Origin of the sequence: Amycolatopsis sp. NPDC023774 (genome assembly GCF_040639695.1) — a bacterium.
Taxonomy (GTDB): domain Bacteria; phylum Actinomycetota; class Actinomycetes; order Mycobacteriales; family Pseudonocardiaceae; genus Amycolatopsis.
Genome location: NZ_JBFAAJ010000001.1, coordinates 576,500 through 591,201 on the forward strand (window position 1 = coordinate 576,500; position 14,702 = coordinate 591,201).

Consider the following 14,702-nt stretch of genomic DNA (forward strand, 5'->3'; position numbering starts at 1 on the left):
CAGGATGGCTGTGCGAAACCGGAGTCAGGAGAGGATCGAGCCGCCGAAGTCGTCGTCATCGTCGGACGTCTCGGCTCGGCGACGACGCGGAGACGGCGGTGGCGGCGCCTGCTGCCGCGGCGGTGCTGCCGGCGGCGGGGGAGGCGGGTCGTTCTCCTCGGGCCCGAACCGGTGCACGGGTGCGGGCGGCGCCGACGGCTCTTCCGGCGGTGGCGCGGGGAACGTGCTCTTCGCGTCTTCCACGAGCTTGTCGCCGGTGGCGTCACTGCCCAGCGTCTCGGACGCAACCTGCCGCAGCAGCTCGGGAATCCGCGCCTGCGCCTTCTGCACGAGCTGCATCACCTGCGCGGACACCTCAGCCATCCGCTTGCCGCCCGCGGACTCGGAAATCACGAGATTCTTCAACAGTCCCTTGGCATCCACGGTCACCGTGACCGAGCCGTCCTTCGTCCGCTCGGTCACGGTCTGACCCTGCATGCGGTCGGCCATCGCCTGATAGCGCGCTGCCGTCTCCTGCAACTGCCGCGCCCAGCCGTCCACCATGCGCTGGCTGGCGTCGACGTCGTCCGACATCGGGCCCCCGTTCCTCTCGAGCCGACTTCCCCACAGTGACGGATCCGGCCCGCCCCAGGTTCCCGCGCCGTCCGAATTGATCCGATCGGCCCAGTTTGCCATCCGGGTCAACCGGTCTGGCCGGCACCTGAAATCGACTGTACGTGCTCGCACCGACACAAAACGTGGCAAGCGGCCCGCCCGCGACTTTTTGTCGCGAACGGGCCGCTCGTACCACTCAGTCCTCGACAGCCAGGCCGATCGAGGGTTTCGTATGGTGCCGCACGGGCGGCAGAGATCCCCGCGGATGTATCCGATGGCGCGTCGGCGTCAAAGATTGCCTCGCCGCTCCTGCTCCCGCTCGATCGCCTCGAACAGCGCCTTGAAGTTCCCCTTCCCGAAGCCCAGCGAACCGTGCCGCTCGATGAGCTCGTAGAACACCGTGGGCCGGTCGCCGATCGGCTTCGTGAAGATCTGCAGGAGGTAGCCGTCCTCGTCGCGGTCGACCAGAACCTTGTGCTCCTGCAACGTTTCGATCGGCACCCGCACCTCGCCGATCCGCGCGCGCAGCTCCGGGTCCTCGTAGTAGGAGTCAGGCGTGTCCAGGAACTCGACGCCCGCGGCGCGCATCGCCGTGATCGTGGCGATGATGTCGTTGGTGGCCAACGCGATGTGCTGGCAGCCGGCGCCCTCGTAGAACTCGAGGTACTCGTCGATCTGCGACTTCTTCTTCGCCACAGCGGGTTCGTTGAGCGGGAACTTCACCCGGTGGTTGCCGTTGGACACGACCTTGCTCATCAACGCCGAGTAGTCGGTGGCGATGTCGTCGCCGATGAACTCCGCCATGTTCACGAAGCCCATCACGCGGTGGTACCAGTCGACCCAGTAATCCATCTTGCCGAGTTCGACGTTGCCGACGCAGTGGTCCACCGCCTGGAACAGGCGCTTGGGCGCACCTTCCGGCCGCGTCACCGTGCTCTCGCGCGCCTCGAACCCGGGCAGGTACACGCCGTCGTAGCGCGACCGGTCGATCAGCGAGTGGCGGGTTTCGCCGTACGTCGCGATCGCGGCCATTCGCACGGTGCCGTGCTCGTCGGAGACGTCGTGCGGCTCCTCGAGGATCGTCGCGCCCTGCGCGCGGGCGTGCTCCACGCACTTGTCCACGTCGGTCGTCTCCAGCGCGAGGTCGCTCACGCCGTCGCCGTGGCGGCGGTGGTGGTCGAGCAGCGGCGAGTCCGGCCGCACGCCGCCGGTGATCACAAACCGCGCCGAGCCCGACTTGAGCACGAACGCCTTGCGGTCGAACCGGCCCGTCTCGGGTCCGGAGTACGCGACGAGCTGCATGCCGAACGCGACCTGGTAGAACCACGCGGTCTGCGTCGCGTTGCCGGCGACGAACACCACCGCGTCGAGAGCCTTGACCGGGAACGGGTCGCCTGTGGCGTCGTGCTCGACGAGCCCCACGAGCTGACGGAGCTGGTCGAAGCTGACGTCGTCGAGTGCGCCCTGCGGATCCATGGTGTGGGTCATGCTCTGAAGCATGGATCCGTCTCGGCAAGATGAGCAACGGTCACCAATTTCACTGGACAATGTGCGCAGCGGAAACCCGTATGCTGCGGTCAACGTGGGCAACCTGTGCAGGGAGGAAACCGTGCTCGACTCGCTCGACGCCCGACTGTTGCTGCTGCTCACCGACTCGCCTCGGCTGGGTGTGCTGGAGTGCGCGCGTCGCCTCGGCGTCGCGCGCGGCACCGTGCAGGCGCGCCTGGACCGGCTCACCGACCGCGGCATCCTCGGCGGCTTCCCGCCCGAGCTCGACCTCGCCGCGATGGGCTACGGGCTCACCGCGTTCGCCGTGCTGGAGATCGCGCAGGGCCGGCGCGGTAGCGTCGCCGAGGCGCTGGCCGCCATCGAAGAGGTGTGCGAGGTGCACGCGACAACCGGGCAGGGCGACCTGTTCGTCCGGCTGGTCGCGCGTGACAACGACGACCTGCAACGCGTGATCGACGAGGTGGTCGGCGTGGACGGGGTGCTGCGCACGTCGACCTCGATCGCGCTGTCCACGCCGGTGCCGCCGCGCGTGCGCCCGCTGCTGGAGCGCACCGCGCGCGGTTAGAAGGCGTCGAGAGCGTGGGCCAGGTAACGCTTCGCCGAACGCTGCACGACCTCGTGCCCGTCGCTGCGTACGATCCGGTCCCACCACGCGCCGTAGATCGCGTCGAACGCGTACGGCTCCAGCAGTTCCGCCGCGCGGCGCACCACGCTCGGGCGTTCCGGGATCAGGTTCGGGTAGCTGTACATGAAGCCGACGTGGGTGCGGTCGGGGATGACCTGCACGATGTCGCCCGACAGCAGCGCTCCTCGGCCGTCCTCGCCCGCCGGCCAGTGGAGCACAGTGCCGCCGGTGAAGTGCACGCCGAGGTTGACCAGCCGCAGGTCGTCGGCCACGTCGAGCGTGGTGCCCGACCAGAGCCGGATCGACGGGTCGGGGCGCCCGATCCACTCCTGGTCGGCTTCGTGCAGGTAGATCGGCGCGTCGAAGGCGTGGGCCCACTCGACCATTGTCGTGTAGTAGTGCGGGTGGCTGATCGCGATGCCCGTGATGCCGCCGAGGTCGGTGACCTGCCGCACCAGCGCGTCGTCGAGGTAGGCGGCGCAGTCCCAGAGGAAGTTGCCGGATCCGGCCTGCACGAGCAGCGCCCGCTGCCCGATCGCGAAACCGGGTTCGGAACCGATGCCGATCACGCCCGGCCCCTGTTCTTCCACGCGCGGGCGGTACTCGCCGCTCGACCTCAGCGTCGCGAGGTCGGTCCACGCCTGGCCGGTGAGCGGGACGTACTGGCGTTCGTCCTCGCAGACCGGGCAGTCGTCACGGGGTCCGGCGTACTGCATTCCGCAAGCGCGGCACATCGGTTCGGTGCTCATCGTGGCCTCCCAGTGGTGTTCAGGGGCCACGTTAGTCGCGTACCCGGCTCTCGCGAGCCGGGTACGCGAAGGCCGCTCAGGCCTCGCTGTAGGGCACGGCCTTGACCAGCGTGACCTGCTGCGTACGGCCGTTGGGCAGCTCGTACTCGCGCGACTCGCCTTCCTTGGCGCCGAGCAGGGCCTTGCCCAGCGGCGACTCGGGGGAGTACACGTCGAGCGCGCCCTCGGCGCCCTCTTCGCGGGTGGCGAGGAGGAACTTCTCCTCGTCGTCGTCGCCCGCGTACTTCACGGTGAGGACCTTGCCGGGACCGGCGGTGCCGTCGTCCTCGGGAGCCTCGCCGACCTTCGCCGAACGCAGCAGCTCCTGCAGGTGGCGGATGCGCGCCTCGGCCTGGCCCTGCTCTTCGCGCGCCGCGTGGTAGCCGCCGTTTTCCTTGAGGTCTCCCTCTTCGCGGCTGTCGTTGATGCGCGCAGCGATGACCGGACGATTCTCGATCATTTCGTCGAGCTCGTGCTTGAGCCTGTCGTAGGCATCCTGGGTCAGCCAGGTCACCTTGTCGCTCACGGTCACCATCTCCTCGTCGGGCCTGCCAGGCTTGGGTGTACAAGCCGGCCTCCGCACGGGCTCACTGCGCCCGCACGGCTGGATAAAGGAAAAACACGGCCCGCCTCGGGCCGTGCTGGTGTGTCAGCTTATCACGGCAGCGTGCAGCGACGCCGGTCCATTCCACGTCGCGCGGGCACTCGCCGCGCATTTCACCCCGTTGGCCGCTATGGGGTTGACATGTAACGTGGTATGGAGTACGAGCAGCCGTACACGTCGGCCGTCACCGGTTCCCCGATGCTCTTCACCACCGTGCTCACCCGGCTGTGGCCGGCCCCGGCGGGAACCAGCACCTCTTTCCGGCCGCTCTCGGAGCCGGACCTGTCCTGCACCCGCACGACGCACACCCCGGGTTTGTCCGGGTCGTCGCGCGTGACGTTGATGGTGATCTCCATCGCGTTGCCCGGGCGGGGTTCGAACGCCACGCGCTCGGCGTCGATCGACGTCTGGCCGAGGTTGACGTAGGCGATCCACGCCACGCCGAAGCTCGCGATCACGGCGGCCGCGCCGAAAACCCAGCGCTTCCAGCGCTTCGACCCGGTCTTGGCGGGCGAGCCGTACCGGTCCGCGGGCGGCCCCGGACGGGCGTCTCCCTCGGCGGTTGCGGTCTCTCCGGTCTGCAAGTCCGGGCCTCCGGTCGTTCTTGTCGTACCCGCGGGGACAATGGGGTGAGCCCGCCTGGGGGCACCACCTGTCGTCGAGTATCCGCGAGCCGTTGCGGTGGCGTGGAGCCGGGGCAGGGTACGACGGAATAACGGGACACGAAAGGGTCGTTCGGAACATGGTGCGAGCTGACGAGCTGATGACGAGCGACCGCGCCTCAAACCTGCGTCTCATGGCGGTGCACGCGCACCCGGACGACGAGTCCAGCAAGGGCGCCGCCACGATGGCGAAGTACGTCGCCGAGGGCCATGAGGTCATGGTCGTGACGTGCACGGGCGGTGAGGCGGGCAGCATCCTCAACCCCGCCATGGACCGGCCTGAGGTGCTGGCCAACATGGCCGAGATCCGCCGCGACGAGATGGCGCGCGCGGCGAAGATCCTGGGGGTCCAGCACCACTGGCTCGGTTTCGTCGACTCGGGGCTGCCCGAGGGCGACCCGCTGCCGCCGGTGCCCGAGGGCTCGTTCGCCGTGGTGCCGCTGGAGGAGTCCACCGAGGCGCTGGTGCGCGTGGTGCGGGAGTTCCAGCCCCACGTGCTGATCACCTACGACGAGAACGGCGGGTACCCGCACCCGGACCACATCCGCACCCACGAGGTGTCGATGGCGGCGTTCGACGCCGCGGGCGACCCGAACCGCTTCCCCGAAGCCGGCGACCCGTGGCAGCCGCTCAAGCTGTACTACGTGCACGGCTTCTCCAAAGCCCGGATGATCGCGTTCGACACCGCGCTCAAGGCGGCCGGCCTGCCTTCGCCGTACGAGGAGTGGCTGAAGTCCTGGGACCCCGACCGGGCCGACATCATGGAGCGGGTGACCACCCGGATCGAGTGCGGTGAATACTTCGAGGTGCGCGACGAGGCGCTGAAGGCGCACGCCACGCAGATCGACCCGACCAGCCGCTGGTTCGCGGTCCCGCTCGAGATCCAGCGCGAGACGTGGCCGACCGAGGAGTACGAGCTGAACCGCTCCCTGGTGGACAGCACGCTGCCGGAGGATGATCTGTTCGCCGGCATCAAGGAGAAGGTGAGTCCATGAGTTTCGGTGTGCCGGCCGTCGCGGTCGCCCCGCTGACGGCCTCGGCCCTGTTCCTGGCCCAGCAGCCCGACAGCGGTGACAACGGCGGCCAGGGCGAGGACTTCGGCAAGTCCTCGCCCGTCGGCCTGCTGGTGCTGATCCTGTTCCTGATCGCGGTCGCGTTCCTCATCCGGTCGATGAGCAAGCACCTGAAGAAGGTGCCGGCGAGCTTCGACAAGGAGGAGGCTCCTTCGGACGCTTCGGGCGAAACGCCGGACTCGGACGTGGCGGGCGAGCAGGCCGAGGTGAAGGCCGCGGAGCCGGCCGACCCGGCGCGGGCCAAATCCGACTGATCTCGCTCGCCGGGCGGATTCGCCGACGCGCTTGACCGCGACCGACCAGTGCCGTGCCACCCTCGTGGTATGGCGAACCGACTGGCGGACGCGACCAGCCCGTACCTCCTGCAGCACGCGGGAAATCCCGTCGAGTGGTGGCAGTGGGGCCCTGAAGCGCTGGCGGAGGCGCGGCGGCGCAACGTGCCGATCCTGCTCTCGATCGGTTACGCGGCGTGTCACTGGTGTCACGTGATGGCCCACGAGTCCTTCGAGGACGAGGGCACCGCGGCGCTGATGAACGCGCACTTCGTGAACATCAAGGTCGACCGCGAGGAGCGGCCGGACATCGACGCGGTCTACATGGCCGCCACCCAGGCCATGACCGGCCAGGGCGGCTGGCCGATGACCTGTTTCCTCACGCCCGAGGGTGAGCCGTTCCACTGCGGCACCTACTACCCGCCGACGCCGCGGCCGGGCATCCCGTCGTTCGGGCAGCTGCTCGTGGCTGTCTCGGAGGCGTGGGCCGAGCGTGCCGAGGATCTGCGCGAGGGCGCGCAGCGGCTGATCGGGCACCTCACCGAGCAGAGCGGGCCGTTGCAGGCTTCGGCGGTGGACTCCGGCGTGCTGGCCGCCGCCGTGGAGAAGCTCGGAGCCGAGGTCGATCCCGTCCACGGCGGGTTCGGCGGCGCGCCGAAGTTCCCGCCGTCGATGGTCCTGGAGTTCCTGCTGCGTCACCACGAGCGCACGGGCTCGGCTGAAGCGCTGTCGCTCGCTTCGTCGACCGCGGAGGCCATGGCCCGCGGCGGCATCCACGACCAGCTCGCCGGCGGCTTCGCGCGGTACTCCGTAGACGCCGAGTGGATCGTGCCGCACTTCGAGAAGATGTTGTACGACAACGCTTTGCTGCTCCGGGTTTACGCCCATTTGGCGCGCCGGGGGTCTTCGTTCGCTCTGGGTGTCGCCGAGGGGATCGTCCGGTTCCTGGAGGCGGATCTGCTGACCGCGGAGGGCGGCTTCGCGGCTTCGCTCGACGCGGACACCGACGGCGTCGAGGGCCTCACGTACGTCTGGACGCCAGCTGAACTGCGCGAAGTGCTCGGTGAAGACGACGGCGCGTGGGCGGCTTCGGTGTTCTCGGTGACCGAGAACGGGACGTTCGAGAAGGGCTCCTCGACACTGCAGCTGCCGGGTGATCCGGAGTCCGCCGACCGGTTCGAGCGCGTGCGGCAGGCACTGCTGGCCGCACGGGCTTCGCGGCCGCAGCCGGCGCGCGACGACAAGGTGGTGGCCGCGTGGAACGGTCTCGCGATCACCGCGCTCGCCGAGGCGGGCGTCGCGCTGGAGCGTCCACAGTGGATCGAGCTGGCGCGTGGGGCGGCGTCGCTGTTGTTGTCCACGCACCTGGTGGACGGTCGTCTGCGGCGCAGCTCGCGCGACGGCGTGGCCGGCGTGCCCGCGGGCGTCCTCGAGGACTACGCCTGCCTGGCCGACGGCCTGCTTGCCTTGCACCAGGCCACGGGGGAGCCGCGGTGGCTGGAGGAGGCTTCGCGACTGCTGGACCTGGCGCTGACGCACTTCGCTTCGGATGCCGCGGGCGCCTACCACGACACCGCGGACGACGCGGAAACGTTGGTGCAGCGCCCTTCTGACCCCACGGACAACGCGAGCCCCTCGGGGGCTTCGGCGTTGGCGGGCGCGTTGCTGACGGCTTCCGCACTGGCCGGTCACGAGCAGGCCGGGCGGTATCGGGACGCGGCCGATGCGGCGTTGCAGCGCGCCGGCCTGCTGGTCGACCGGGCGCCGCGATTCGCCGGGCACTGGCTCTCGGTGGCTGAAGCGGCGCAGTCGGGGCCGGTGCAGGTGGCCGTCGTCGGGGAGGACCGGGCGGCGTTGGTCGCGGCTGCTGCGCGGCAGATCCACGGTGGCGGTGTGGTGCTGGGTGGCGCTCCGGATGCGCCCGGCGTGCCGCTGCTGGCGGACCGTCCGCTGGTGGAGGGCGCTGCGGCGGCGTATGTCTGCCGCGGCTACGTGTGCGATCGCCCGGTGACCTCGGCGGAGGACTTGCTCGCGCAGCTCTGAGTTCCGCCCCTGGTGAACAGTGCCCAGCCTGTCGTGTATTCGGCGTAGCTTGAGTAGCGAGGTAATCATGTAATCGCAGAGGCGATCATGTACACGCACTTCAAGGTGGTGGGACACATGGGACGAGGTTGGAAGGGCCGCGGCGGCTGGCAGCAGGCCGAGGTGCCGTCGGCAGAAGACGCGGCCGCCTGGTTCGGCGGGCGCCTCCCGGACGGTTGGTTCACGGGCGACCCGGAGGTCACGGTCGACCGTGAGGAAATCATCATCGTGGGCGAGCTGCCCCCGCTGACCGGCGAATACGCCGACGACGCGGCCCGCGCGGCCGCCGAGGACGGCCGCATCAGCCGGTTCCGCGAGGACACGCGCGACGAGCGCATCGAGATCGCGCGGCAGGCCGAACACCGCTACCAGCGCAAGGTGGCTTGGGGCGCCAAGCTGGGTGGCACCCAGGTGCTGTTCACGACGCTGTCCGCGCCCGTGATGACGCGGCTGCGCCAGCCCGAGCGCCTGGTCCTCGACACCCTCGTCGCGGCCGGCGTCGCCCGCTCCCGCTCCGAGGCGCTGGCCTGGGCCGTCCGGCTCGTGGGTGAACACGCCGACACGTGGCTCGCCGAGCTGCGCGACGCGATGACCAAGGTCGACGACCTGCGCTCGAAGGGCCCGGACCTGAGCTGACGGCCGGACACCGGCGGGGACTCTCGTGCTTCGGCGCGAGAGTCCCTTCCGTGCGTGGGGCGCCCGACTCGCGCGGAGTTCCCCGACCGTGGTGGTGCGGCGTTTCGTTCACGGTGCGGAGAGTTCCGGCGTGGGTGAGCCGACGACTGTCGGTTGTGGTGTCGCAGTGGTGTTCGGGAAGGGCCGTCGAGCACGTTCTCGCTGTGCTGGAGCGTGGGGGTGCGGGCGTTTCGCTCACGTGCGGAGAGTTCCCGATGTGGGCGAGCCGACGATGTCCGTTGCCCGGTGTCACGATGGTGTTCGCGGAGCGGCCGTCGAGCACGTTGTTGCCGCGCCCGGTGCGTGGGGGTGCGGGCGTTTCGCTGACGGTGTGGAGAGCCCCCGGCGTGCGTGAGCCGACGATGTGCGTTGCCCGGTGTCGCGGTGGTGTTCGTGGAGGGGTCGTCGAGCCCGGGTTGTCGCCGCGCCGCGAAAGTCCCCGCGCGCGGGGCCGGCTACTGATCGCTGCGGTCGTGCATTCGTCGGCCGGGTGCTCCCGTCAGGTCCGGGAACGCCACCGTCCCCGCACAGTGCGCCGGTCCGTCCGCGTCAGCAGCCCGCCGGAGTCCCGCCCCAGTGCCCGCCGTGGGAGTCGGTGAACTCCAGGCCGGGTACGGCGGCGGTGGAGTACAGGTCGTCGGGCGGGAGCTGGGTGTGGCCGAAGGGCAGGCCGCGCACGGCGGTGGCACCTGGCGGGACGATCGCGAGCCGCAGTCGGTGCGGGGTGTCTTCGTCAGGGCGCCGAACGGTGAGCGTGCAGTCGAACGCGGGGGCGTCGCCGCCGTTGTGCACGCACACGACGTAGTCCTCGGCGCGGTCGTGGCGGCGGCCCTCGTCGAGCCAGGCGGACACGGAGTGGGCCTGTTCCTCCTGCCGGATCTCGGGCTGGTCCTTGCGGTTGAGCAGCATGATCCACACGTACGACGCGAACCCGAGCAGTGAGCCGGCGCTGCCGATCGCCGAGACCCACGTGGCGGTGACTTGCGAACTCATCGCCGCGGGCTTTCCCCGGCGCGGCACGCGCCAAACGATCGAGTCGTCTTCGTCACCTCGACCTGCGACGACGAGGCCGCCGGAGCAGGCTTACCAGTGAGTAGCCAGTCACGCCGAGGAGGAGCCGTGGACATCCCTGCCGTTCCCGCGAAGGTGGACCCGGACGCGCTCACCGCCGTCCTCGACGGCCGCTGGGCCGAGCTGCGCGGCGGTGTGCGCGCGCAGATGTCGGCCGAGGAGTTCCGCGATCCCGTCGACCTGGACGTCGAGGCGCACCGCGCGCAGGTGCTCGACCAGCTGCACGAACTCGCTGCCACGGACCGGCCGGCGCTCGGGTTCGACCGCGCGTACGGCGGGCAGAGCGACATCGGTGGTTCCGTGGTGTCGTTCGAGATGCTCGGCCTGGGCGACCTGTCGCTGATGGTCAAGGCCGGCGTGCAGTGGGGGCTGTTCGGCGGTGCCGTCCAGCTCCTCGGCACGAAACGGCACCACGAGAAGTACCTGCGGCGCATCATGGACCTCGACCTGCTCGGCTGCTTCGCGATGACCGAGCACGGCCACGGCTCCGACGTGCAGCACCTGCACACCACCGCGACGTACGACCCGGCGTCGCAGGAGTTCGTGGTCCACAGCCCGGATCCGAGCGCCACCAAGGAATACATCGGCAACGCGGCGCGCGACGGCCACGCCGCCGTCGTGTTCGCGCAGCTCGTGACGGGCGGCGATTCCCGTGGCGTGCACGCGTTTCTCGTGCCCATCCGCGACGACTCCGGCGCGCCCATGCCCGGCGTCACGATCGAGGATTGCGGCCGCAAGGCGGGCCTCAATGGTGTCGACAACGGCCGGCTGGCCTTCGACCATGTCCGTGTCCCACGCGAAGCGCTGCTGAACCGCTTCGGTGACGTCGCCGAGGACGGCACGTACTCCAGCCCCATCGAAAGCGACGGCCGCCGCTTCTTCACGATGCTCGGGGCGCTCATCCGCGGCCGCGTGAGCGTCGGTGGCAGCGCCGGCAGCGCCACGAAGCGCGCGCTGACGCTGGCCATCCGCTACGGCGAGCAGCGCAGTCAGTTCAAGAGCCCCGACGGCGAGGAGGTCGTGATCCTCGACTATCTCGGGCACCAGCGCAAACTCCTGCCGGCGCTCGCGAAGACGTACGCGCTGCACTTCGCGCAGGAAGAGCTCGTCGCGAAGCTGAACGACATCGCGCCCGACGCGCCCGAAGAGGAACAGCGCGAACTGGAATCCCGCGCGGCCGGTCTGAAAGCCGCCAACACCTGGCACGCCACCGCCACGATCCAGGCCGCCCGCGAAGCCTGTGGCGGCGCCGGCTACCTGTCGGAAAACCTGCTGGCCGGCCTCAAAGCCGATACCGACGTCTTCACCACGTTCGAAGGCGACAACACGGTGCTGCTCCAGCTAGTGGCCAAAGGCCTTCTCACGCAATACAAAGAGCACTTCGAAGACCTCAGTCCACTTGCGACCGCGCGCTTCGTCGCCGAACAACTCGTGGGCGCCGTATTGGAGCGCACCTCCGCCCGCAAGTTCGTGGAGCGCCTGACGGAATCGGACGACGCCGAGGTGCTCTTCGACCGCGAATGGCAGCTCCGCCTGTTCGAGGACCGCGAGGAACACGTGCTCGACGGCGTCGCCAACCGCCTGCGCAAAGCCGCCGAAGACCCGTTCGGCGTCTTCAACGCCGCACAGGACCACGTGCTGCGCGCCGGCCAGGTGCACGTGGATCACCTTGTGCTCTCGGCGTTCGCCCGCGCGGTCGACGCTTGTTCCGATCCGGAGGCAGCGGAACTGCTCTCGCGGGTGTGCGACCTGTACGCCCTGTCTGCGATCGAGGAGGACCGGGCTTGGTTCCTCGAGCACGGCCGCCTCACGGCTGCCCGCGCCAAGGCCGTGACCGCCGCGGTGAACGGCTTGTGCGGCGAGCTGCGTCCCCACGCCCGGACTCTGGTGGACGCCTTCGCGATCCCGTCGCAGTTCCTGGCCGCGCCTATGCTGCGGGACTGAGCCGGTACTGGCCGGGGGCCACGCCGAAATGTCGTTTGAAGGCGTGGGAAAACGCGTACGGCGAGCCGTAGCCGACTTGCCGCGCGATGGCGGGCAGCGCGCGGTCGCCGTCGCGCAGGAGGCGTGCGGCGGTGGCCATGCGCCACCACGCGAGGTAGGCCATCGGCGCGCGGCCGGTGAGGGCGGTGAAGCGGCGGGCGAGCGTCGCGCGTGACAGGCCGACCTCGGCGGCCAGGTCTTCGAGCCGCCACGCGCGCGCCGGGTCCGCGTGCAACGCTTGCAGGGCCGCGGCGATTTCCGGGTCCCGCAACGCTTTCGGCCAGCCGGCTTGCGGGTGGTCGGAAAACCACGCGCGTACGAGGTAGACCAGCAGCAAGTCCAGCAGCCCGGCGACGGCGGCGTCGCGACCCGGCCGGCTGCCGTGCACTTCCCCGCCGAGCAGTGTGATGGCCGTGCGCAGCTCGGTGTGCTCGCCGACTCGGGCAGGCAGGTGCACGACGTCGGGCAGACCCTCGACGAGGAAGTGCGCGCGCGAGCGGTCGAAGCGGTACTTGCCGCAGAGCAGGTCCGTGCCGCCCCCCGGATCGTCGACGGCGGTTTCGAACGGGACGGCGCGCCGGCGGTCGGGCGTGGCGGACAGCACGTGAGTGGCGCCGTGGGGCACGAGCACGGCGTCGCCGGGGCTGAGCTGCACGGGTTCGCCTTCGGTGAGCAGCCAGCCCGTGCCGCGCAGGACCACGTGGAACCCGGCCCCGGCGTAGGGCGCGAACCGGTAGCACCACTCGCCGCCGACGCGCAGCCGGTTGGACGACGGCTCGCCGGTGCGCATCACGGCGATCGCGTCACTGAGCACATCCATGCTCACCAGCATACGGCGGTGAGACTTTCGCGCATCGAAATGCGGCTGTTGAGCATTGGAATGCTCACTCGCGGTGATTACCGTCGAAGACGTGATTCAGCTCGGTGAAGTCGAAGTGACCAAGGTCGTCGAATGGTCGGGTGACATCGCGCCCGTCTCCGCCGTTCTGCCGGACGCTCCCGCGGACCTCTGGCGGGACAACCGGGATTGGCTCGCGCCCGACCACTGGCACCCCGAGGCCGACGCATACCACGCCGCCGTGCAGACGTGGGTGCTGCGCAGCGAGGGCAAGGTGATCCTCGTGGACACCGGTGTCGGCAACGGCCGCAACCGTCCCCAGATCCCGCTGTTCGACCACCTGGAGACGGACTTCCCGGGCCGTCTCGCCGCCGCCGGGGTGCGCCCGGAGGACGTCGACGTCGTGGTCAACACGCACATCCACTACGACCACGTCGGCTGGAACACCCGCGCCGACGGCGACGGCTGGGTCCCGGCCTTCCCGAACGCCACCTACTTGATCCCGCGCGCCGACCAGGAGTGGTTCGACCCGCGCAACGCACACCGCCGGTCCGTCGAGCCGCTTCGCTTGCAGGGCAGCCTTCTCGTCTACGCCGACAGCATCGCGCCGGTCCTCGACCGCACCGTGCTGTGGGAGGACTCCTACCGCATCGACGGCAACCTGGTGCTGGAGTCCGCGCCCGGCCACACGCCCGGTTCTTCCTTGCTGCGTTTGGCTTCCGGTTCGGATCGCGCGGTTTTCGTGGGGGATTTGCTGCACAGCCCCGTGCAGCTCCTGGCACCCGAACACAGTAGCTGCTTCTGCGAAGACCGCGCTCAAGCCGCCACCACGCGCACCCGGGTCTTGAACCGCGCGGCCGACCTGGGCGAGCTGGTCGTCCCGGCCCACTTCGCAGACTCCTCGGCCGTCGAGATCCATCGCTCCGGCGCGGCCTTCTCCATCCACACATGGCGCGACGCCACCTGATCGGCCCCTCGCGCCGCCCCCGGACCTCCCGCTACTGTTCGGCCAGGCGTCGGTTCTGCGGTCGCCTGGGGGATTTCATCCCCATCACTGGAGGTCCTGGCCTTGACAGCCACCCGGGGGACCAGCCACGCCACCCGGCTCACCGCCGCCAAAGCCGGTTGGGCGACAACGGTTCGTTACGCGCTCCTGGTTCTGGTCAGCAGGGGGACTTCAGTGGCAGCGGTGTTCCTGTTGTTGAGGTGAGTCAGGCGTAGAGCACGAGCCGGATCGCGACGGGATGCGACACCGCCGCCGGCACCGTGCACGCGTGGAAGTACTCGTGGTACTCGAACGTCTCCGGCCAGTGGTTCGGCCACTTCACCGCGTGAACACCGTGCCCAAGGTGTAACCAGCAGTTTCGCGTGCCGGCGGCGATAAGCTGCGGGAATGATCAACGCCGGCGATTCGAGCTTTGCCGGGTACCTGGTTCAGTACGGCGAGGTCGAAACCGCGCACTGGGTCTTGACCTGCACGGAGGACGAGCTCCTCCGGATCGCTTCGGTGGGGGACTGGCTGGAATTGCGCGGTCCCAGTAACCCGTCGGGGGGCGGCATGATGCCGGCGAAAGCCTTGGCGCCGGCCTCGGTCTACGTGCGCGAGGGCAAGCCGCAGGACCTCATTCGTGGCCGCCGGAAGCTGACGGGAAACGTGAGCGTGGTTCCCCCGGAGCATCGGGAACGACATCCGTCCTTCGAGGCTGGGTTGGCGCGCCCGCGGGATTACGGGGTCGGAGACGAAGCTCGGGACTACGGGGAGGAGCCTTCCGCGCACCTCGCTCGGCCGTCCGTGGAAGTCGCGGCCTTGCCGAGCTCCGAACCCGCGGGCCTCGTCGTGTCGACGCGATCATGCGATGGTCGAACGGCTTCACCAGGTACCACCTCACTGAAGACCTGATCCGCAACGACGTCGGTTACCGCGGG

15 protein-coding genes and 1 pseudogene are annotated in these 14,702 nt (G+C 69.7%); 8 read left to right on the top strand and 8 right to left on the bottom strand.

Annotated elements, in window-relative coordinates; translation table 11 throughout:
- Positions 1-24: 24 nt before the first annotated feature.
- The gene (locus AB0F91_RS02925) at positions 25-573 is read right to left on the bottom strand and encodes a YbaB/EbfC family nucleoid-associated protein (protein ID WP_360594200.1); all 549 of its coding nucleotides are present in this window, start codon (positions 571-573) and stop codon (positions 25-27) included.
- A gap of 309 nt (positions 574-882) precedes the next feature.
- Positions 883-2,082 carry a 4-hydroxyphenylpyruvate dioxygenase gene (hppD, locus tag AB0F91_RS02930; protein WP_360594201.1) on the bottom strand — a complete coding sequence of 400 codons (1,200 nt, stop codon included), beginning with the start codon at positions 2,080-2,082 and terminating at the stop codon, positions 883-885.
- 121 nt (positions 2,083-2,203) lie between these two features.
- On the opposite strand from hppD, the gene AB0F91_RS02935 reads away from it, so the two are divergent.
- A complete protein-coding gene (locus tag AB0F91_RS02935; RefSeq protein ID WP_360594203.1) occupies positions 2,204-2,668 on the top strand; it encodes an Lrp/AsnC family transcriptional regulator in 465 nt (154 codons plus the stop codon).
- Here AB0F91_RS02935 and AB0F91_RS02940 read toward each other — a convergent pair.
- The 3 genes from AB0F91_RS02940 to AB0F91_RS02950 all read right to left on the bottom strand — a co-directional run bounded on the left by AB0F91_RS02940 (position 2,665) and on the right by AB0F91_RS02950 (position 4,704).
- Complete coding sequence (locus AB0F91_RS02940; RefSeq protein ID WP_360594204.1) at positions 2,665-3,477, bottom strand: MBL fold metallo-hydrolase; 813 nt, start codon at positions 3,475-3,477, stop codon at positions 2,665-2,667. The two genes, AB0F91_RS02935 and AB0F91_RS02940, sit on opposite strands and share 4 nt — an antisense overlap.
- Before the next feature lie 76 nt (positions 3,478-3,553).
- On the bottom strand, positions 3,554-4,051 hold the full coding sequence (greA, locus tag AB0F91_RS02945; protein WP_360594206.1) for a transcription elongation factor GreA: 498 nt from the start codon (positions 4,049-4,051) through the stop codon (positions 3,554-3,556).
- A gap of 197 nt (positions 4,052-4,248) precedes the next feature.
- Complete coding sequence (locus tag AB0F91_RS02950; RefSeq protein ID WP_360594208.1) at positions 4,249-4,704, bottom strand: DUF4307 domain-containing protein; 456 nt, start codon at positions 4,702-4,704, stop codon at positions 4,249-4,251.
- Positions 4,705-4,862: 158 nt separating this feature from the next.
- On the opposite strand from AB0F91_RS02950, the gene mca reads away from it, so the two are divergent.
- From mca to AB0F91_RS02970, 4 genes are all read left to right on the top strand, one after another.
- Entirely contained in the window at positions 4,863-5,777 is a 915-nt protein-coding gene (mca, locus tag AB0F91_RS02955) for a mycothiol conjugate amidase Mca (RefSeq protein WP_360594210.1), read from the top strand.
- Positions 5,774-6,109, top strand: coding sequence for a hypothetical protein (locus AB0F91_RS02960; protein ID WP_360594211.1), 336 nt, complete (start codon positions 5,774-5,776; stop codon positions 6,107-6,109). Before mca ends, AB0F91_RS02960 begins: the two co-directional genes overlap by 4 nt.
- A gap of 69 nt (positions 6,110-6,178) precedes the next feature.
- The gene (locus AB0F91_RS02965) at positions 6,179-8,170 is read left to right on the top strand and encodes a thioredoxin domain-containing protein (RefSeq protein WP_360594213.1); all 1,992 of its coding nucleotides are present in this window, start codon (positions 6,179-6,181) and stop codon (positions 8,168-8,170) included.
- Positions 8,171-8,287: 117 nt separating this feature from the next.
- Positions 8,288-8,845: a hypothetical protein gene (locus AB0F91_RS02970; protein WP_360594215.1), complete on the top strand. Its 558-nt coding sequence runs from the start codon at positions 8,288-8,290 to the stop codon at positions 8,843-8,845.
- Between the two features lie 588 nt (positions 8,846-9,433).
- Here AB0F91_RS02970 and AB0F91_RS02975 read toward each other — a convergent pair.
- A complete protein-coding gene (locus tag AB0F91_RS02975; RefSeq protein ID WP_360594216.1) occupies positions 9,434-9,877 on the bottom strand; it encodes a hypothetical protein in 444 nt (147 codons plus the stop codon).
- 126 nt (positions 9,878-10,003) lie between these two features.
- Here AB0F91_RS02975 and AB0F91_RS02980 point away from each other — a divergent pair, with 126 nt between their 5' ends.
- Positions 10,004-11,899 carry an acyl-CoA dehydrogenase gene (locus AB0F91_RS02980; protein ID WP_360594218.1) on the top strand — a complete coding sequence of 632 codons (1,896 nt, stop codon included), beginning with the start codon at positions 10,004-10,006 and terminating at the stop codon, positions 11,897-11,899.
- Here AB0F91_RS02980 and AB0F91_RS02985 read toward each other — a convergent pair.
- Complete coding sequence (locus AB0F91_RS02985) at positions 11,883-12,758, bottom strand: AraC family transcriptional regulator (RefSeq protein WP_360594220.1); 876 nt, start codon at positions 12,756-12,758, stop codon at positions 11,883-11,885. The two genes, AB0F91_RS02980 and AB0F91_RS02985, sit on opposite strands and share 17 nt — an antisense overlap.
- A 91-nt stretch (positions 12,759-12,849) precedes the next feature.
- On the opposite strand from AB0F91_RS02985, the gene AB0F91_RS02990 reads away from it, so the two are divergent.
- Complete coding sequence (locus AB0F91_RS02990) at positions 12,850-13,743, top strand: MBL fold metallo-hydrolase (protein ID WP_360594221.1); 894 nt, start codon at positions 12,850-12,852, stop codon at positions 13,741-13,743.
- A gap of 244 nt (positions 13,744-13,987) precedes the next feature.
- Here the strand turns inward: AB0F91_RS02990 and AB0F91_RS02995 are convergent.
- Positions 13,988-14,130: pseudogene (locus tag AB0F91_RS02995) on the bottom strand (hemolysin III family protein); the annotation flags it as partial.
- Positions 14,131-14,169: 39 nt separating this feature from the next.
- Between AB0F91_RS02995 and AB0F91_RS03000 the strand changes: the two are divergent.
- Positions 14,170-14,676, top strand: coding sequence for a hypothetical protein (locus AB0F91_RS03000; protein ID WP_360595182.1), 507 nt, complete (start codon positions 14,170-14,172; stop codon positions 14,674-14,676).
- Positions 14,677-14,702: the final 26 nt, after the last annotated feature.